The sequence below is a fragment of the Vibrio sp. ER1A genome (genome assembly GCF_000733315.1).
Classification (GTDB): domain Bacteria; phylum Pseudomonadota; class Gammaproteobacteria; order Enterobacterales; family Vibrionaceae; genus Vibrio; species Vibrio mediterranei.
The window spans coordinates 499131-517858 of record NZ_JPJA01000092.1 but is presented as its reverse complement, the minus strand read 5'-3'; the positions used below and the strand labels follow the sequence as shown (position 1 = coordinate 517858).

General features: G+C 46.4%; 19 protein-coding genes. 1 reads left to right on the top strand and 18 read right to left on the bottom strand.

Features of this window, described 5'->3' with window-relative positions:
- Positions 1 to 12 precede the first annotated feature (12 nt).
- The 10 genes from HW45_RS20730 to flhA are packed head-to-tail and all read right to left on the bottom strand — an operon-like array spanning position 13 to position 11617.
- Positions 13 to 1026 (bottom strand): chemotaxis protein CheW, encoded by a 1014-nt coding sequence (locus tag HW45_RS20730; protein WP_038229388.1) that lies wholly within the window; start codon positions 1024 to 1026, stop codon positions 13 to 15.
- The gene (locus HW45_RS20725) at positions 1016 to 1795 is read right to left on the bottom strand and encodes a ParA family protein (protein WP_038229387.1); all 780 of its coding nucleotides are present in this window, start codon (positions 1793 to 1795) and stop codon (positions 1016 to 1018) included. The genes HW45_RS20730 and HW45_RS20725 overlap by 11 nt, the downstream gene beginning before the upstream one ends.
- A gap of 2 nt (positions 1796 to 1797) precedes the next feature.
- Positions 1798 to 2916, bottom strand: coding sequence for a protein-glutamate methylesterase/protein-glutamine glutaminase (locus HW45_RS20720; protein WP_038229385.1), 1119 nt, complete (start codon positions 2914 to 2916; stop codon positions 1798 to 1800).
- A gap of 13 nt (positions 2917 to 2929) precedes the next feature.
- Positions 2930 to 5143, bottom strand: a complete 2214-nt coding sequence (locus tag HW45_RS20715) for a chemotaxis protein CheA (protein WP_038229383.1) — start codon at positions 5141 to 5143, stop codon at positions 2930 to 2932.
- Positions 5144 to 5152: 9 nt separating this feature from the next.
- Positions 5153 to 5869, bottom strand: a complete 717-nt coding sequence (locus tag HW45_RS20710; protein WP_006069981.1) for a protein phosphatase CheZ — start codon at positions 5867 to 5869, stop codon at positions 5153 to 5155.
- A 31-nt stretch (positions 5870 to 5900) separates the two neighbouring features.
- Positions 5901 to 6269 carry a chemotaxis response regulator CheY gene (gene cheY, locus HW45_RS20705; protein WP_006069980.1) on the bottom strand — a complete coding sequence of 123 codons (369 nt, stop codon included), beginning with the start codon at positions 6267 to 6269 and terminating at the stop codon, positions 5901 to 5903.
- A 45-nt stretch (positions 6270 to 6314) separates the two neighbouring features.
- Complete coding sequence (locus HW45_RS20700; RefSeq protein WP_038229381.1) at positions 6315 to 7046, bottom strand: RNA polymerase sigma factor FliA; 732 nt, start codon at positions 7044 to 7046, stop codon at positions 6315 to 6317.
- A complete protein-coding gene (locus HW45_RS20695; RefSeq protein WP_031495379.1) occupies positions 7039 to 7926 on the bottom strand; it encodes a MinD/ParA family protein in 888 nt (295 codons plus the stop codon). The genes HW45_RS20700 and HW45_RS20695 overlap by 8 nt, the downstream gene beginning before the upstream one ends.
- Positions 7927 to 7938: 12 nt before the next feature.
- Positions 7939 to 9489, bottom strand: a complete 1551-nt coding sequence (gene flhF, locus HW45_RS20690) for a flagellar biosynthesis protein FlhF (protein WP_038229379.1) — start codon at positions 9487 to 9489, stop codon at positions 7939 to 7941.
- Positions 9490 to 9517: 28 nt separating this feature from the next.
- Positions 9518 to 11617 carry a flagellar biosynthesis protein FlhA gene (flhA, locus tag HW45_RS20685; RefSeq protein ID WP_038229377.1) on the bottom strand — a complete coding sequence of 700 codons (2100 nt, stop codon included), beginning with the start codon at positions 11615 to 11617 and terminating at the stop codon, positions 9518 to 9520.
- A gap of 311 nt (positions 11618 to 11928) precedes the next feature.
- On the opposite strand from flhA, the gene HW45_RS20680 reads away from it, so the two are divergent.
- Positions 11929 to 13212, top strand: coding sequence for a patatin-like phospholipase family protein (locus HW45_RS20680; protein ID WP_160171226.1), 1284 nt, complete (start codon positions 11929 to 11931; stop codon positions 13210 to 13212).
- 13 nt (positions 13213 to 13225) lie between these two features.
- Here HW45_RS20680 and flhB read toward each other — a convergent pair whose 3' ends face one another.
- From flhB to fliL, 8 genes are read right to left on the bottom strand one after another with little or no spacing between them, the layout of a single operon-like run.
- On the bottom strand, positions 13226 to 14356 hold the full coding sequence (gene flhB / locus HW45_RS20675; RefSeq protein ID WP_038229375.1) for a flagellar biosynthesis protein FlhB: 1131 nt from the start codon (positions 14354 to 14356) through the stop codon (positions 13226 to 13228).
- An 18-nt stretch (positions 14357 to 14374) separates the two neighbouring features.
- Complete coding sequence (gene fliR / locus HW45_RS20670; protein WP_006069974.1) at positions 14375 to 15157, bottom strand: flagellar biosynthetic protein FliR; 783 nt, start codon at positions 15155 to 15157, stop codon at positions 14375 to 14377.
- A 7-nt stretch (positions 15158 to 15164) separates the two neighbouring features.
- Entirely contained in the window at positions 15165 to 15434 is a 270-nt protein-coding gene (gene fliQ / locus HW45_RS20665; RefSeq protein WP_006069973.1) for a flagellar biosynthesis protein FliQ, read from the bottom strand.
- 13 nt (positions 15435 to 15447) lie between these two features.
- A complete protein-coding gene (fliP, locus tag HW45_RS20660; RefSeq protein WP_051868257.1) occupies positions 15448 to 16311 on the bottom strand; it encodes a flagellar type III secretion system pore protein FliP in 864 nt (287 codons plus the stop codon).
- A complete protein-coding gene (gene fliO / locus HW45_RS20655; RefSeq protein WP_088876012.1) occupies positions 16304 to 16735 on the bottom strand; it encodes a flagellar biosynthetic protein FliO in 432 nt (143 codons plus the stop codon). Before fliO ends, fliP begins: the two co-directional genes overlap by 8 nt.
- 1 nt (position 16736) lies before the next feature.
- Entirely contained in the window at positions 16737 to 17147 is a 411-nt protein-coding gene (fliN, locus tag HW45_RS20650; RefSeq protein WP_006069970.1) for a flagellar motor switch protein FliN, read from the bottom strand.
- 18 nt (positions 17148 to 17165) lie between these two features.
- Positions 17166 to 18215 carry a flagellar motor switch protein FliM gene (gene fliM, locus HW45_RS20645; RefSeq protein ID WP_006069969.1) on the bottom strand — a complete coding sequence of 350 codons (1050 nt, stop codon included), beginning with the start codon at positions 18213 to 18215 and terminating at the stop codon, positions 17166 to 17168.
- A gap of 7 nt (positions 18216 to 18222) precedes the next feature.
- Positions 18223 to 18717 (bottom strand): flagellar basal body-associated protein FliL, encoded by a 495-nt coding sequence (fliL, locus tag HW45_RS20640; protein WP_038229373.1) that lies wholly within the window; start codon positions 18715 to 18717, stop codon positions 18223 to 18225.
- Positions 18718 to 18728: the final 11 nt, after the last annotated feature.

The following is an 18728-nucleotide window of genomic DNA, read 5'->3' as shown; positions in this document are numbered from 1 at the left end:
TAATTTTGTTGTTTACTGTACCGATTTAACATCTAATCCAGCATTAAGCATGTCAATTAGCTCAGACACATGAACTAACGCACACATTTGTTCTTTTACCATCCCAGCAAGCCAAGGACGCTTACCGGATTTTTCTCTCCAGCGCACCGCTTCTGGTTGAAGTAGCTCAGTACCTTTAAGCTCTGTAGACGCCAGTCCCCAATGGCTCTCACCTAACATCACAATATACTCATAGGCATCTTTGTAACTATCGTCATTAAGAACATCAGGCATTACCCACATAGCCGTATCAACCACATCAAGTTGACTATCGCGACTCGACTGCAGCCCCAGATACCAAGCAGGTTTGCCAATCAAATGGTTTAGCGCACCAATCTGGTGGATACCCCCAAGCTCATCCAAAGGCACGGCAAACGTCATACCATTGACATCAAAATACAGCACCTGAAAACCTTCAGTACGCTCGCCATTTTGCCAAATGTTCTGCTCACCCGACCTACCATCTGCGGTAACCAGTTCTACATCAACTGTATCGGCAATCTCAGAATCAACTTTAATATCACTAATTACATCCGAAGTTTCTTCTAGATCCCACGATTGAATTTCTTCTGTTGCTGCTTCAGCAGCAATTTGTTCTGACTCTACCTGAACGGCTATGTTTGGCTCAGCAACTATTGACTCTTCAGTTGCTTGGGTTTCTGACTGGTGCTGCAACCCACTAAACAGCTTCTCAAGGTGTTGTAGATCAGGCTCTTCAGCTTCCGCGATAAGTTCGTCGTAAGTGCGTGCAACTTCTTTTGATTGACTAAGTTGTAGTTGAGGCTCAGGTTGCCAAGTAGATTGTGAACCCTGCTGCTCAATAGAAGCCTCAGCTTCTGATACTTCAACAACAGAAACTGGTTCACTCAATTCGATTGGCTCAGACTCACCACTATCAAATTCAAGGCCATCTTCTAGCCCTAATAATGACGTAAAGTAATCGTCTAGCGCTTGTTCGCTTGAGAGGGGAGCTGCATCAGCTTTCATCTTGAGCCAACCTTTCTAAATAAATCAGCAACTGCTTATAGGCAAATACGCCACGACTTCCAGCGGCAAAATGCGACGCAGGTAAGTGCTTAAGACTTGCGTCTCTAAATTTGGTATCGATAGGTACCGCAGAGCTCCAAACTTGCGATGGATAATCGTGTTTAAGCTGGGTGAGTGTTTGCAAAGATGCCCGAGTCCGTTTGTCATACATGGTAGGGACAATCGTTACTTTGAATGGGCGTTGACGTGATTTCTGCATGATAGCCAACGTACGCACCATTCTTTCCAGCCCTTTCATAGCCAAAAACTCGGTCTGTACTGGGATTAAAATTCTATCACTCGCCGCCAACGCATTGACCATCATCACACCTAATATTGGTGGGCAGTCTATCAACACATAATCGTACTCATCACGAAGTGCCAATAATGCGCGCTTTAAGATAAGTCCCATGCCACTGCGATTGCCCATAACGCGGTCGAGTGTCGCCAGCGACATATGAGCTGGCAAAATATCAATATTATCTATCTCGGTCTGGTGAATTAAGGCTTTAACACGTGTCTCACTGAATTCTTTCAGTTGGAACAAATCAAACAAGCTATGAGTCAGCTCGTCTGAATCCATACCCAGATAAGTGGTCAATGATGCATGAGGGTCGGTATCGATCAATAAGACTCGATGCCCCTTTTGGCTCAATAGCCCTGCCAACGTTATCGTGGTGGTGGTTTTGCCCACTCCACCTTTTTGGTTAGCCACACTCCAAACAATCATAGCTAGTGCCTCTTGAGCTCTACTAAAATACGTTCGGCGATGCGCTCCAACGGCAGGTCTTCCGTCGAAATACCTGCTTTCGCTACAGCCTGAGGCATGCCATAAACCACGCAAGACTCTTCGTCTTGTGCCCAAATCGTTGACCCTGCAGCTTTGAGCATACGAGCGCCTTCTCTACCATCTGCACCCATTCCAGTTAATATCATCGACAACACTTTGTCTTGATAGATCTTAGCGGCAGAACCAAAGGTGACATCAACACAGGGTTTGTAATTCATGCGTTCGCCACCATCAATGATGCGGATCTTGGTATTACCAGGACGTCCTTCGAGCATCATCTGCATTCCGCCTGGCGCCAAATAGGCAACACCTGGTTGCAACATATCGCCATCCGCCGCTTCTTTGACCGTAATTTGGCAAAGAGAGTTTAAGCGTGCTGCAAACGCTGCCGTAAACGTCGCTGGCATATGCTGTACAAGTAGAATCGGGTGGGGATAATTAACAGGTAACTTGGTTAAGATCTTTTGCAGAGCGACTGGCCCGCCCGTTGAAGTTCCGATCGCTGTCAACTGATACGACTTACCACTGGCACGAAACCGTGCGGCTGGCGCGGTGGCCTTTACAGCACTCACTGAAGGTTCGACACGTGAAGCGGCTGTTCTCGATGATAATGTGCCCGCTGGTCTTGATATTGGACGAATAGGAGTTCTGCGCAACAACGCGCGACGGCTAGCAATTTGCTGCACACGTTGCTGCAATAGGCTGACAGCTTCGTCTTTGTTGCGCGCAATATCTTCAAATTTCTTTGGTAAGAAATCTAAAGCACCAGCTTCCAATGCATCTAAGGTCGCTTTGGCGCCTTCATGCGTCAAAGACGAGAACATAAGTATTGGGGTTGGTTGAGACGCCATGATCTCACGTACCGCAGAGATGCCATCCATAACTGGCATCTCTATATCCATAGTGATCACATCGGGTTTCAGAGACAGTGCCTTTTCGACTGCCTCTTTGCCATTCACAGCAACATCAACCACTTCTAATCGAGGTGCTGCATTAATAATATCGCTAACACGTCTGCGGAAAAAACTTGAGTCGTCGACGACGAGTACTTTAAGTGACATAGACTTCCCTAAATTAGATACGCGATGCCGCTGCGTACTGCTTAAGTAAGTCAGGTACGTCTAATATCAATGCGATGTGACCATCACTAGTAATTGTTGCGCCTGCCATGCCCGGCGTACCTTGTAATAGGCTATCTAGCGGTTTAATCACCACTTCTTCTTGGCCGATCAAAGTATCCACAACAAAGCCAACACGCTGGCTGCCTATCTGAACGATGACCACATGCCCATGACCCGTACGCTGCTCAGCGCGACCCGCGTGTGGTGCGAGCCAGTTTTGCAGATAGAACAGAGGAATAGACTTATCACGAACAATGATCGTCAATTGACCATCAACCACATTGGTACGGCTTAAATCTAGGTGGAAAATTTCGTTCACGCTTGCCAAAGGCAGTGCAAATGGATTACCTCCCACGCCCACCATTAAGGTTGGAAGTATCGCTAATGTGAGCGGAACTTTAATGGTAATTTTGGTGCCTTTACCGAGTTCTGAGTCAATATCGATAGAGCCGTTTAAGGTATTAATGGCAGTCTTCACCACATCCATACCTACGCCACGACCCGATATATCCGAGATCTTTTCTTTGCTGGAGAAGCCCGGCATAAAGATAAGATTAAAGCACTCTTTGTCGGTCAGACGAGAGGCTGCGTCCTCGTCCATCATGCCACGTTTTACTGCGATAGCTCGTAGCTTCTCAGGGTCCATACCACCACCATCATCAATAATGGCAAGTTCGATATGGTCACCTTCTTGAGAGGCAGAAAGGGTTATCTTACCCGTGCGAGATTTACCTGACTGTTCACGAACATCTGGCATCTCCACACCATGGTCAACCGAGTTTCGAACCAAGTGAATCAGTGGATCCGCTAGGGCTTCTACTAAGTTCTTATCGAGGTCGGTATCTTCACCTTGCATTTCAAGAACAATGTCCTTGTTAAGGCTACGCGCCAAGTCTCTTACCACTCGTGGGAAGCGACCGAATACTTTCTTAATAGGCTGCATGCGGGTTTTCATTACCGCACCTTGCAGATCTGCAGTCACAACATCGAGATTGGAGACTGCTTTAGACATCTCTTCATCATTACTGTTGAGACCAAGACTTACCAAGCGGTTACGAACCAACACCAGCTCACCAACCATGTTCATGATGGTATCCAGTGTTGAAGTATCAACACGCACTGTTGCTTCGGCCTGTGGTTTCTTGACCTGCACAGCCGTGTTCTTGCTTTCCGCTGGTAAGGATTTTTCTGGGGCTGGCGCAACAGCGGGGGCCGCCGCTTTGGCAGGTTCTGCTACTTTAGGCTCGATCGTCGCTGGTGCAACGTTTTGAGATGCAGGTTTTGTTGCTACATCCAGTTCATCTGGAGAAGGACCCTTACCAACACCATGCAGTTCATCCAGCAGTTTCTCGAACTCTTCGTCCGTCATCAAATCACCGCTGTCAGACCCTGCTGGTGTCTCTTTAACCTCTGGATTAGAGGCAGCTACAGGTGTCACTGCCGGGGCAATATCTGCCGCAGAAGGTCCCTTCCCAACACCATGTAGTTCGTCTAACAGTTTTTCGAATTCATCGTCCGTAATGTCTGACGAGCTAAGTTCCGCTGGCGCAACAGGCGCGCTATCCACCGCAGAGATGGCAGGCGCAGCCGCAACTTTACTCGGGCCACTCCCCTTGCCATGAAGCTCATCTAGAAGACGCTCAAACTCATCTTGAGTAATATCATCGATGGAGTCGCCTTGCGCCACCGTTGAAGATTCAACTACGCTGAGCTCTGGCTCAGAGACGGTCGGAGGTTCTGGGATTTCAACCTTAGGAGCTACGGCCTCATCTGCGGACTCTGGCTTACTTAGGCGATGAAGTTCCTCTAGTAGTGCAGGATCGGCTGGTTCAATCGGAGCCATGTTCTGAACTGATTGGAACTGATGGTTAACGGTGTCTAACGCTTTAAGCATAGTATCCATTAGACCAGCACTCACTGAGCGCTGGCCGTTTCGAAGGATATCGAAGACGTTTTCCGCACCATGACAGGTATCAACAAGTTCAGTTAATGCTAGAAATCCCGCGCCACCTTTTACGGTATGGAAACCTCTAAATATCGCATTCAAAAGATCTTTATCTTCAGGGTTGTTCTCTAGTTCGACTAGCTGCTCTGAAAGCAACTCGAGTATCTCACCCGCTTCTACTAGAAAATCCTGTAGAATCTCTTCATCTAATTCGTAGCTCATTGTCCACCCCTAAAACCCAAGACTCGAAAGCAAATCATCGACTTCGTCTTGCGAAGAGACGGCATCGTCTCTCTCATGAGGGTTAATAATCGGTCCCTCGACGCCAACTGGTGCCTGCTTTGGTTTTGTTGTTATTGGTTGTTGTTCGTCACTGAACACTTTCAAGATTTCCACCAGCCTCGTTTCCACTTCACTGACTAAAGTGATGACGCGGCGAATGATTTGTCCAGTAAGGTCTTGAAAATCCTGCGCCATTAGGATGTTGGTGAGCTGAGTACGCAGTTCGGTACCATCCCCTTCCACCTGACTAAGTAGATCATCAATACGATGACACAGGTCTTTAAATTGTTTTAGCTCAAGCCTGCCATGCATTAGCTCGTTCCACTGTGGACGAACCTGTAATAAACATTCATGGAGATTGTCCGCCATAGGCAGACAACGTTCTACCGCGTCCATTGTGGTATTGGCAGAAATTTCCGTCTTGTTGATGACGTATTCTAAGCGGTCGCGAGCTTCAGGGATTTCATCATTGGCAATCTCATTAAGACGCGTATCAATGCTGAATTCCTTTAAAGCATCGTGCAGGTCACGAGTCAGAGCCCCAACTTCTTGAAGTACTCGACTTTCGTTGCCGCCTTGAATCATCATGACCAGCTCATTGGCTTCTTGTTGTTTGTCGTTTTCCAACAAATCAACAAGCTGCTTAGCTTGTTCTAATGAAATCATTCTGATATAGCCATTCGCTATGATGAGCGCGTTATAAACGCTCGAAAATTTTGTCTAATTTTTCTTTTAGTGTTGCTGCGGTAAATGGTTTAACGATGTAACCATTTACACCGGCTTGCGCCGCCTCGATAATCTGCTCGCGTTTAGCTTCTGCAGTGATCATAAGAACAGGTAGGTGTTTAAGTTCTTCATCCGCTCGTATGTGTCGTAGTAGATCGATCCCTTGCATGCCTGGCATATTCCAGTCGGTTACGACAAAGTCAAAATCGCCCTTCTTGAGCATTGGTAGTGCCGTTAAACCGTCATCAGCTTCTAGCGTGTTGCTAAAGCCCAAGTCGCGTAGAAGGTTTTTGACAATACGGCGCATTGTTGAAAAGTCGTCAACAATAAGGATTTTCATGTTTTTATTCAAAATTGCCTCCACTGAAAGCAAGATCAGTGTTTATTAATTATTATCTGTCCAAGCACTTAGCTTGGTGCGAAGACGCTGCATCGATTGGCTCAATATTTGACTAACGCGCGATTCGCTGACGCCCAATACTTCACCTATCTCCTTCAAATTTAACTCTTCGTCATAATACAAGGATAACGTTAATGCTTCACGCTCTGGTAGCGATTTTATTGATTCTATTAACGCTTCACGGAACGCATCGTCCGCGACACCTTGAAACGGAGTATTATCTTCTTCATCTGAAACAGAGACAGAATCTTCCGAAACGCCTAAATCTTCTATTCCCACCAGCTTCGAACAATTAATATCGGTCAGAGCTTTGTGGTATTGAGCAAGACTCAGCCCCAAATAGTTAGCCACCTCAGAATCGGTTGGATCTCGATTGAGTTCGACTTCCAACACTGAAATGGCCTGAGAAATATCACGGCTATGTTTATGTACCGAACGTGGTACCCAATCACCGCGACGAATATCATCAAGCATGGCTCCTCGAATCCGAATCCCGGCGTAGGTTTCGAAACTCGCGCCTTTAGTGCCATCGTAATTTTTTTGTGCTTCAATCAAGCCGATCATTCCAGCCTGAATCAAGTCTTCAACCAACACGTTCGGTGGAAGTCGCCCAATCAAATGGTGGGCAATACGCTTCACCAATACTGAGTACTTCTCTAAGAAAGCTTGCTGACCACTCAAATTGGCATGTTGGTCATAGGTCAAAGCTTTATTCACTAAACGGTTCCTCTAGCGCTTCTGGTCTATTTAGTAGCCTTTCGACAAAAAACTCTAGGTGCCCACTTGGTACTTTTGGAATTGGCCAAGTTAACGCTTTGTTCGCCAGAGAACTTAGCGCTAGAGCAGCAGGTGAACGTGGAAATGCATCAACTACTATTTTTTGTCTCTTCACTGCTTGTCGCACTTTATCATCTAATGGGATGCATGCGACTAACTCAAGACTCACATTGAGGAATCGTTCTGTGACTAGTGTCAATTTTGTAAACAATTCTCGCCCTTCTCGATAGCTACGAACCATATTCGCCACCACTTTGAAGCGCTGAACTTGATGCTCTCGACTAAGTAGCTTTATAAGCGCGTAAGCATCGGTAATTGAGGTTGGTTCATCACACACCACCACTACTACATCTTGCGCTGCACGAGAAAAGCTCACCACCATATCGGAAATGCCTGCTGCAGTATCTACAAGCAGTACGTCCATTTCTTCTTCTAAGCTACCAAACGCTCGAATCAACCCCATATGTTGAGCATGACTTAGCTCTGTCATACTTTGCGTACCAGATGTCGCCGGGATAATTCGAATGCCGTGAGGACCTTCGACAATGGCATCTTTTAAATCGCATTCGCCTGCCAATACATGGCCAAGGTTTTTCTTAGGTCGAATACCAAGCATGACGTCGACATTTGCCAGACCTAAGTCAGCATCCAACACCATCACTTTTTTGCCTTGACGAGCCATACAGATTGCAAGTCCAAGCGTCACATTGGATTTACCAACACCACCTTTACCGCCAGTAACTGAAATTACCTTCGTCAACGTTGGCTGAGTCAAACGTCTTAGGCCACTCGCTTGGTCATGTATCATGTTATTTGTCATATTCGCTTGCACCTAAACCCCCTCCATATCACTGTTCCAGAAGTGGGGTTCATTCTCTGTCGACTTCTCTAATAGTTCGTTCGCTTTCGCGACCATATATTTGGGCTGCGCAATTACAATGTCTTCTGGCACCCGTTGTCCATTGGCAATATAGGTGACTGGCAGTGCATTTTGTACTACAACACTGATAAATTCGCCCAAGCTTAACGACTCATCCAACTTAGTCATAATGCACCCTGATAACGGGATGCGTCTAAAGTGGTCTAACGTTTCTTGCAACACTTGACGCTGCGCCGTCGCCGGTAGCACCAAGTAGCTATGTATTACTTCTCCACTCTCCTGCATCAGCGTATCTAGCTGTTCGGAAAGCCTAACGTCTCGCTGCCCCATACCTGCGGTATCAATTAGCACTAAGCGTCTGTTTCTTAACTGATATAGTACATCGGCAAGTTCTTCAGAATCTTTAGCAACTCTGACGGGACATCCCATAATTCTGCCATAAATGGATAATTGCTCATGAGCACCAATTCGGTAGGTATCCGTTGTGACTAGCGCTACGTTATCCGAACCGTATTCCATAGCGGCTCTTGCCGCTAATTTAGCCACTGTCGTCGTTTTACCGACACCCGTAGGCCCAAGCAACGCGACAATCCCACCTTTGCGCAGAATATCTTGCTTGCTCACAACGATTTGATCTGAGACTAAAGACAACAACGCCTTCCATGCTTTTTGAGGCGGCGTATCTTCTGGAATATAACAAGCGAGTTGGTCAGAAAGTTCAGGAGACAAACCCATTCTTTCTAATCGTTTGATTAACATGGCTCGAAGTGGCTCTCGGCGCTCGACTTCTTGCCACATTAAACCGGACACCTGATGTTCAAGAAGGCGGCGGATGGATGACATATCTTCCTTCATCGCTTCGAGTTCTTCACCGATTTTCGCGTCACGTGGATTGGAACCTCTGCGCGGTGCATCTGTACTATTTTCAGCGAATTGATGACGCCCTGTGGAGCGTAGGCTTGGACGATTGTCGCGAGAGTCAAAATCTGAGCGATTTTCTTGAGCGTATTGATAGCGATCGCTGTTTTGATAACCGTCACTGACCGATTTTGCTCGCTCTGATTGTCTTTCTAACAAAGCAGAAAGAGAATCAGGTGGTGTCGATGCGCTTTTACTCGCGTTGCTGTCAGCACCACGATAGTTTTTGAGCATATTGGCAAATCGATCGGTGACCGAAGGCGCGCTTGCTGAACTTTTTTGATTGAGATTCACAACGTCGTCCTTGAGGCTGCGTCCACTGTTATGGTTTCTACCATCAGCCTGACGGTCATTGGTCTGACGACCACCGTCATAGCCGCTTTGTGGACGTGTTGGTGCCGCCAATGCGTTGCTTTGCATCTGACGTGGTTCCGATGGTGAACTATCACCATCGACGGCAGCAACGATTTCTACCCCACCCGCCACTTTTTTATTGGACATGATCACCGCTTCAGCACCAAGTTCTTCTTTTACTTGGAGCAGCGCCTGACGCATATCTCTGGCAAAAAATCGTTTAATTTTCAACTGTTACATCCATTTTCCATCCAAACCGCTAATTACCAACGGCTTGCACAATTCTGATTTGTTTCTCATCTGGGATTTCTTGGTAAGACAAGACGCGTAAGTTTGGAATGGTATTTTTCACAAACTTAGCCAATGTCGAACGTAGTACCCCTGATGTCAGCAGCACAGCTGCCTCACCTTTTAGCTCTTGCTCTTGTGTCGCTTGAGTTAGCGACGCTTGCAGTCGTTCGGCTAATCCAGGTTCAATTCCGGTTGATTCGCCACCAGAAGCTTGCATTGTTTGATGCAATATTTGTTCCAGCTCAGGAATAAGGGTAATGACCGGCAACTCTGGCTCTATTCCATTGATTTCCTGAACAATTAGTCGTTTTAGCGCTATACGAACCGCTGCTGTCAGAACGTCAGGTTCTTGACTCTTGCCGGAGTACTCGGCCAAAGTTTGCACAATAGTTCGAATATCTCTGATTGGTATGGCTTCATGCAGCAAGTTTTGTAGCACTTTCACCACAGTTCCTAGAGGTAATTGCTCTGGTACAAAACCCTCGACCAGTTTTGGCGCACTGCGCCCCAGCATTTCAAGAAGGTTTTGCACTTCTTCGTGTCCAAGCAATTGCGCTGCATTGTTGGTCAGCAACTGACTTAAGTGAGTCGCCAACACGGTAGATGAGTCGACAACGGTATAGCCTAGTGCTTGAGCGTGCTCTCGCTGTGCTTCCTGAATCCAGACCGCTTCAAGTCCGAATGCAGGGTCTATGGTTTGTTCGCCGTCGATCAGGCCATAAACTTGCCCCGGGTTAATCGCTAATTCTTGGTCAGGACGAATCTCTGCTTCACCCACCGCGACCCCCATCAACGTGATTCGATAGGAGTTTGGTGTTAGCTCTAGGTTGTCGCGAATATGCACAGCAGGAATGAGGAAGCCAAAATCTTGGGACAGCTTCTTACGAACCCCTTTAACACGCTCGAGTAATTCACCACCTTGGTCTCGGTCAACAAGCGGTATCAAACGATAACCGACTTCCAAGCCAATAACGTCCACTGGGTGAACATCATCCCAAGACAGCTCTTTAGGAGTTGATGATGTTTCGTTGCTGCTGATCTCAGCGGGCAGATTCTTCTGCTCCTCTTTCTTAGCTTGTTTTCTGTGTAACCAATAAGCCCCTAAGCCGGCGATCAATGCCAGCATCAGGAAAGCAAAATGAGGCATTCCAGGCACAATACCCATCACACCTAGGATCCCCGCAGTAATGGTTAGAGCTTTCGGATTATCAAACAGTTGGAAAACAACCTGCTGGCCCATATCCTCGTCAGTATTTTGACGGGTCACCATGATTGCCGCAGCAATGGAGAGCAAAAGTGATGGAATCTGTGCTACTAAACCATCACCAATGGTCAGTAACGTATAGATTTGGATTGCTTCACCAAAACTGAGTGAGTACTGCATCATACCAATACTCAAGCCGCCAATGATGTTTAAGAACAAAATCAGGATACCAGCAATGGCGTCTCCTTTAACGAACTTGGATGCACCATCCATCGATCCGTAGAAGTCTGCTTCTTTGGTTACTTCAAATCGGCGTGTTCTAGCCTGCTCTTGATCAATAAGGCCAGCGTTTAAGTCTGCATCAATGGCCATTTGCTTACCTGGCAAGGCGTCCAAAGTAAAGCGCGCACTAACTTCAGAGATTCGCCCCGCACCTTTGGTAACCACCATAAAGTTAATGATCATCAAAATCATAAACACGACTAAACCAACCGCGTAGTTACCGCCAATTACGACGTTACCAAAGGCTTCAATTACGTTACCGGCCGCACCACTTCCCTCGTGACCATACAGTAACACCACTCGAGTAGAGGCAACGTTTAGTGCCAAACGCAGTAAAGTCGCGATGAGCAGCACCGTTGGAAAAGCAGCGAAGTCGAGGGGACGACGGGTATAGACCGATACCAATAGCACCACCATCGCTAATGCGATGTTGAAGGTAAAAAACAGGTCGAGAAGAAATGCCGGGATCGGAAGAACGATCATTGCCAACGCTGCAAGAACCATAATTGGCGCACCAATAGCTGGTAATGCTCTGCGAGGAATGTTTGGCAACCTATCGGTAAAAGGTAAAGTCAACTTCATTAATAACTACGTCACTGCGTCACCAAAACCACTAGCCCTTGGTGAAAATAATCCTATAACAACAGCAACTAGCAAGAATCAAGCCACTAGATTCGCCAAATATTTGACGCTATTTTTATATTCTAGCACCTCCGATTGTCTCATTTCTTGAGACAGACAATTCGATATTACCCTGCTTATAAAATGAATTGATTAACTTTAGGATCAGGCGCATTAATTTTCGCGAACTAACTAAGTCATAGCGGATTGAACAGGAAAATTTTGAATCAATGTTAACAATCAGAAATTTAAAACACGTGCCAGTGTTGTTAATGAGCCTGGCACTCGGGTGTACGTCACACACGCCACCAGTTAACCAAGAACTCAGTACATCAAAGTCCGCTTCTGATTATACCTTGCAAAAGTACCTACAACGACCTAACCATATGATTGTTATGCTGTCATTTTCAGGTGGAGGTAGTCGAGCTGCGGCGCTCTCTTACGGTGTACTGGAGGCTCTAGAGCAAACTCAAATACAAATAGACGACCAGTCAATCTCGTTGATAGACGAGGTAGATGTCGTAAGTGCTGTATCAGGAGGGAGTTTCACCGCGGCCTACCTTGGCTTATATGGACATGACAAGCTAGAGCAATATAGACAAGATTTCTTATATCAAGAAGTTTCCCATGATATCGCTTCGCATTTCCTCTCGCCATTTCGATGGGTAGTTCCAAAGAACCTAACTGCCGATGCCACCAATTATTATCAAGATCATATCTTTGGTGACGCCACTTTTTCGGATATAGATAATACTCAATCACCATACGTTATTATTAATGCTTCCGATATTACAACTCGGACGCGTTTTTCGTTTACACCGGAATACTTTGATTTGTTATGTTCTAACGTAGATAACTACCCTATTTCGAGCGCCGTCATGGCGTCGTCTGCTGTGCCTGTCTTGTTTCCGCCCGTTGTGCTAGAAAATTATCCAACATGCGAAACGACAGCAATCCCACTTGAGCTAATCAATCATGGGTCACCTAACCGAAGCCAGCAATTCGTAGACAGCTTAGATAGCTACAGTAGCAAAAAGAAAAACCAATACATACACCTAGTAGATGGCGGAATTACCGATAACCTTGGTTTATTAGCCATTTATGAACTAATGGAGCACTATGAAGCAGAACAAATACTTAACGCCTCTAATTCATCGTCATCTAGCATTCCATTCGTGATTATTTCTGTTGACGCCTCCACCTCCCCAGAACTTGGTCTCGGTCGTCACTATGAAGCTCCAAGCATTAAAGATACCTTGGATGCGGTAACCGACATTCAACTCCATCGCTACAATGACTCTACCAAAGATTTAATTCTCGATTCTATGCATAAATGGTCACACGAAGGCTCAACAAAGCACAAAGTCATCAAACCTTATTTTATTGAGATCAGTGTTCAGAATGCACAAGATGCAAAACTCAAAGCGATAATGAATGAGATCCCCACCGACTTTACCTTAGAACGAGAGTCAATAGACATAATGATCACCGAGGGTCGTCAACAATTACTAAATCACTCTGAATTTCAAGCTATGATTTTGCAGCACACCCAATAAATAAGGCGCTTCACTAAAATCTCATATCTTTTGGAATGGTAATTTGGTCATTTTGCAGTGTAGGGCGCTGTCCACCTTTTTTACGATACTGTTTTAGCTGATACACATACGCCAGTATCTGAGCAACCGCAGCAAACAGGCCATCTGGAATCTCCTGTTCCAGTTCTGTTGTATGATAAAGAGAACGCGCTAGCGGAGGCGAAGGAATTACATAGATGCTGTGCTCTCTAGCCACTTCTCGTATCTTGAGTGCCATGTGGTCGATACCCTTTGCAACTACAACAGGCGCTTTGTCCTGTCCCTGTTTATAGCGAAGCGCTACTGAGAAGTGCTCCGGGTTGGTAATGATAACATCGGCCTGAGGTACTTCCGCCATCATTCTTCGCTGGGCGGCTTCTCTTTGCAGCATTCGAATCCGTCCCTTCACCTCGGGTTTACCTTCGGTATCTTTAAACTCGTCTTTGACTTCTTGCTTGGTCATTTTAAGCTGATTCGCATGCTGCCAAATCTGGAATGGAATATCGATGGCGACCACAATCAATAGTGTCGCACTAATCAACAAGATAAAGTTAAGTAGAATATCGAGCGCGTGAAAAATGTTTTGTGGAAAGACTTCCATACTAAGCTGGAACAAGTCTGCTCTGGAGGCGTTAACAAGATAGAATGCCATCCCTGCCACCAACGTGACTTTTAAAATCGATTTGACCAGCTCGACCCAACTTTGCATTCCCACCATGCGTTTCAGGCCACTAAGCGGGTTCATTTTGGATAGTTTTGGCATCGCCGCTTCTGCGGAGAAACTAATGCCACCAACACCAGCAGCACCGATTAACGCCGCAATAAATAGAACAAACAAGATCAGTAGAAGTGGAAGCAATAGACTGGAAAGTGCGCCAAGTGCCACATCAAATAGCTTGGTCGAATCGTAGATTTCTTCTCGGCTCAAGTTAAACAGCCGAGACATTGAACCAAACAAAGCGCGCGCGAGGCCTTCGCCAAACATCATCAGCGAAAGCGCCCCAACAATCAGCACTGAGACCGACGCTAACTCTTTAGAGCGTGCCACCTGTCCCTTTTCACGAGCTTGTTTAAGCCGCTGGGGGGTGGCGTCTTCGGTGCGCTCTTGGCCATCTGATTCTGCCATCGTCAGCCTCCTACTCGCTTAACAGTTCAGGTCGATCAAGCGACATACCTGACCTTCCACTTCGAGCCAATACAATTGGTAGTGACTATACAGGCCAGCCATGATGTACCAACAGATCATCAAACCAATCAGCAATGCAAAGGCAAAACCAAGAGAGAAAATATTCAACTGCGGTGCCGCACGAGTCATCACACCAAACGACAAATTAACCGTTAATAGAGCGATAATCCCGGCTAAGGCCATACTCAACGCGGTTTGGAACATGATACTTAACCATCCAGCCATCTCGCGAAAGTCGGCACTAGAGAGGTGTCCAGACCCGATAGGCAAAGTCTTAAAGCTCATCACCACCAATTGAATCATTTTCAAATGACCATCCGTTGCCAAAAAAAACATCGTGGCTAGGAACATAAATAGCTGACCCAGCAAAGGAGTATTTTGGCCATTCGCCGGGTCGACCATAGACGCGAAACCCAGACTCGATTGCATACCGAGGATCTGGCCTAGCATAACAAACGTCTGAATCATGAAGACGGTCGTCATTCCCATCGCAGTGCCGATCAGTATCTGTTCTGCGACAGTAAGAAAGCCTTGGAAAGAAAACAACTCGATAGTTTGCGGGACGGCAGGGATAGAAGGCATGACAGCAAGTGTCAGCGCTAACCCCAAAAACAATCGAATTCTAGGTGACACAAAGTTGGCCCCAGTCACCGACATCACCATCAACATGGCAGAAATACGGACGTAAGGCCAAAAGTAATTACTGATCCATTCGAGTACAGCGCTTGTAGGGTACTCCATAACGTTATTACCAGAGTACCTGTGGCAGTCTCTCTATAATTTCATAGAAAAACTCCATCATCATCTGAGTGCCCCAGTGAGCAAAGCCAATCAACGCCAATATGGTGACTATCAATCTTGGTAGAAAACTCAGCGTCTGTTCGTTGATAGATGTGGCCGCTTGGAAAATGGCCACCACCAAACCGACGAGAAGGCTTGGCACTACAATGGCACAGACGAGGATCAGCACCATCCATAATGCGTCTCTAAACAGTTCAACAAATACCTCTGGAGTCATCGATTATCTCCAGCTACAAGGCAAAACTGCCGGCCAACGTGGACAATATTAAGTTCCATCCATCCACCAACACGAACAACATCAATTTGAATGGCAGCGATACGATCATTGGCGACAACATCATCATACCCATCGCCATTAGTATCGACGCTACTACCAAGTCGATAATTAAAAATGGTAAGAACAACATAAAGCCGATCTGAAATGCTGTTTTCAACTCTGAAGTAATGAATGCCGGAATCAATACCGCCATTGACACATCTTCTGGGTTTTGTGCCGTCGAACCGGACATTTCAACAAACGTTTCCAAATCTTTTACTCGCGTCTGCTTCAGCATGAAGGATTTCATCGGACCTTGTGCTTGATCAAACGCTTCTTTTGCCGTGATTTGTTCATTCAAATAGGGTTGAATTGCTGGGTCATTCACCTGATTCAATACCGGCGACATGATGAAAAACGTCAAGAAGATCGCGATACCGATAATCACCTGATTGGAAGGGGTTTGTTGCAGACCCATCGCTTGTCTTAGTATCGACATCACTACAACGATACGGGTAAATGAGGTCATCAAAATGACCATGGCAGGCAAAAAGCCCAACATGGTCATCAGTGCCAAGATCTGCAAGTTTACTGAGTAATCTTCGCTGCCATCAGGGTTGGTTTTCATGGTGAACGCCGGAATACCCGGCCCAGTGCCAAACGAGTTTGAGGTGACGCTGCCCGCTGCCCCGCGGTCATTCTGCATAGCGGTGACAGTCACACCCGTATCTAACGCAGCATTACTCGGTACTGGTGTCGCTACCGCCTCTTCTGCCCATGACAGTGGCGCAAGAAACAACGTCAAACAGATGAAAATCAGTCGAGTTAAGTTAGTCATGGGAATTCGGTTTCTTCATCAGTTTCGATAGCTGCGCAGCAAACGCAGGCTGAGCTAAATCGGCTTCTTCTAGTGGCGTCTCCAACTTTGAAATCAGCTGAATCGACTGCGAGGTAATACCCACCAAAAACTGCTCTTCACCCGCCTGTACGATAGCAATACGTTCTTTTGTACCGACTGGAATCTGCCTAACAATTTTAAGCCCTTGCTGGTTGACCAGTGATGGCACCTTCATGCGTTTTAGCACCCATGCCAAACCAAGAATTATCAGAATAACTAACACTAAAGAACCTAGCGTAGTAGCTAGGTCAAATGGAGAGCCTGAAGCGCTTAGTGGAGCACTTTCTTGAGAGGCGATCGCCGTCGATGCCCCTCCCACTGAAACAGCCACTAGCAGAACTTTAGAAAAAAGCTTTATCGCCATATTAACGCAACTTCTTAATTCGCTCAGTTTGACTGATGACATCCGTCAAACGAATACCAAACTTGTCGTTCACCACAACCACTTCACCATGGGCAATCAAGGTGCCATTGACCATGACATCGAGTGATTCGCCAGCAATGCGGTCTAATTCCACTACCGAACCTTGGTTTAGCTGAAGCAGGTTACGGATACTAATTTGTGAACGGCCAACTTCCATAGAGATGGTCACTGGAATATCCATAATCGTGTCCAGTTTACGACGCTCATCCTCTGAAATCGGCGCTGGTGAGTCTTGCAGTTCATCCAGTGGGGCGGCGAGTACCTCATCCACATCAATTTCTGGCGCCATTGGATCTTCACCTAAAGCGGCTGCCCATTCGTCTGCAAGTTTTTGGTCGTCACTAATCGTCATTATTTATATCTACTCTGGTTATTCTTCGTCTGCGTCTTCCACATGCTCCAACTCAGCCATAATATCCTTACCAAGGAAAGCTAAGTCGGTTTTCACTACATCTGGGCGTCTTATTTTTTCGGAAATCTGTACGGCAACTTTTTCGCCAGTACGTCCCATCTTCACTCTGAACGTCGGTAATTCCTCGACAAACATGGTGGCATTTTCCGGCATATCGATAGGAATGATATCTCCGGCTTGCAACTCCATAAGGTCGCGAAGTGATACGTCTTTCTCTAACAAATTCACGCGGAAGTTCACTGGAACATCCATAATCTCTTCACGCAAGGCGCTACTCCACCGGACATCGGTTTCCATCTTGTCCGACTGGACACCTGCATCGAGTAATTCGCGAATAGGCTCCACCATAGAATACGGCATCACCACATGGAAATCGCCACCACCGCCATCCACTTCAATATGGAACGAGCTGACCACAATAACTTCAGTTGGGCTGACAATGTTTGCCATGCTTGGGTTCACTTCTGAGTCCAAATATTCAAACTCAACGCCCATAACTGGCGACCACGCTTCCTTGTAGTCTTCGAAAACAGTTTTCATTAACAACTGAATGATACGGCGCTCTGTAGGGGTAAACTCTCGACCCTCAATCTTGGCGTGGAAACGGCCGTCACCACCGAAGAAATTCTCCACTAAGATAAAGACTAAACGAGCCTCCATCGTAATAAGAGCCGTCCCTTTTAGCGGTCTAAAACGCACCATATTCAAGCTTGTTGGCACGTATAAGGTGTTTTGGTATTCACCAAACTTCATCATCTGAACGCCGTTAATCGACACTTCAGCGGTTTTTCGCAACATATTGAATAAGCTGATTCGCATATGGCGCGCAAAACGTTCATTGATAAGCTCGAGCGTAGGCATTCGACCACGAACAATGCGGTCTTGCGACGAGAAGTCAAAATGCACCACATCATTGGGGTCTTGATCTAACTCATCTTCAACTTCATCGACATCGTCTACTCCGTGGAGAAGCGCATCAATTTCGTCTTGGCTTAATAAATCGGTCACACAATACCTACTGGATTACAAAATCGGTAAATAACACTCTTTCGACTACAGGCTTACCGACAACCTGAGACAAACTGGCTTGAACATCCGCGGTAGCTTGGTCACGTAATTCAACGCGGCCATTATTGCTGCGTAGTTGCTCAACCGTCGCCGACGCAAACGTCGACAACAATGTACTTTCAATTAAAGGGGAGTGGTAACGCGCTACTTCTTCGTTATCTAGGCCGCGTACCATAAGCTGTACTTTAATCTGAACCATACGATCACGCTGCTTACCAGCGACGTTAAAAATAAAAGGCTGGGCGATGTTCACATACGATATTGGATCAACTGGCACCGCAGCAGCACCACTTTGTGCCGCGGGTGTACTTGCTGGCGTCTCTTCAGAGCCAAGCAACCAATAAGCAACACCACCAGCGGCCAGCAATAGCACCAGCACCGCGACAATAATGATCAACAGCTTTTTGTTGTTCTTGGGTTGTTCTAAAGTATCTTCTGCCATTTTGTTCTTCT

Excerpts from the sequence above, each read along its gene's own strand:
- HW45_RS20730 (WP_038229388.1), bottom strand. The coding sequence starts at position 1,026 with ATGAAAGCTGATGCAGCTCCCCTCTCAAGCGAACAAGCGCTAGACGAT.
- HW45_RS20725 (WP_038229387.1), bottom strand. The coding sequence starts at position 1,795 with ATGATTGTTTGGAGTGTGGCTAACCAAAAAGGTGGAGTGGGCAAAACC.
- HW45_RS20720 (WP_038229385.1), bottom strand. The coding sequence starts at position 2,916 with ATGTCACTTAAAGTACTCGTCGTCGACGACTCAAGTTTTTTCCGCAGA.
- HW45_RS20715 (WP_038229383.1), bottom strand. The coding sequence starts at position 5,143 with ATGAGCTACGAATTAGATGAAGAGATTCTACAGGATTTTCTAGTAGAA.
- HW45_RS20710 (WP_006069981.1), bottom strand. The coding sequence starts at position 5,869 with ATGATTTCATTAGAACAAGCTAAGCAGCTTGTTGATTTGTTGGAAAAC.
- cheY (WP_006069980.1), bottom strand. The coding sequence starts at position 6,269 with ATGAAAATCCTTATTGTTGACGACTTTTCAACAATGCGCCGTATTGTC.
- HW45_RS20695 (WP_031495379.1), bottom strand. The coding sequence starts at position 7,926 with ATGACAAATAACATGATACATGACCAAGCGAGTGGCCTAAGACGTTTG.
- flhA (WP_038229377.1), bottom strand. The coding sequence starts at position 11,617 with ATGAAGTTGACTTTACCTTTTACCGATAGGTTGCCAAACATTCCTCGC.
- HW45_RS20680 (WP_160171226.1), top strand. The coding sequence starts at position 11,929 with ATGAGCCTGGCACTCGGGTGTACGTCACACACGCCACCAGTTAACCAA.
- flhB (WP_038229375.1), bottom strand. The coding sequence starts at position 14,356 with ATGGCAGAATCAGATGGCCAAGAGCGCACCGAAGACGCCACCCCCCAG.
- fliR (WP_006069974.1), bottom strand. The coding sequence starts at position 15,157 with ATGGAGTACCCTACAAGCGCTGTACTCGAATGGATCAGTAATTACTTT.
- fliQ (WP_006069973.1), bottom strand. The coding sequence starts at position 15,434 with ATGACTCCAGAGGTATTTGTTGAACTGTTTAGAGACGCATTATGGATG.
- fliP (WP_051868257.1), bottom strand. The coding sequence starts at position 16,311 with ATGACTAACTTAACTCGACTGATTTTCATCTGTTTGACGTTGTTTCTT.
- fliO (WP_088876012.1), bottom strand. The coding sequence starts at position 16,735 with ATGGCGATAAAGCTTTTTTCTAAAGTTCTGCTAGTGGCTGTTTCAGTG.
- fliN (WP_006069970.1), bottom strand. The coding sequence starts at position 17,147 with ATGACGATTAGTGACGACCAAAAACTTGCAGACGAATGGGCAGCCGCT.
- fliL (WP_038229373.1), bottom strand. The coding sequence starts at position 18,717 with ATGGCAGAAGATACTTTAGAACAACCCAAGAACAACAAAAAGCTGTTG.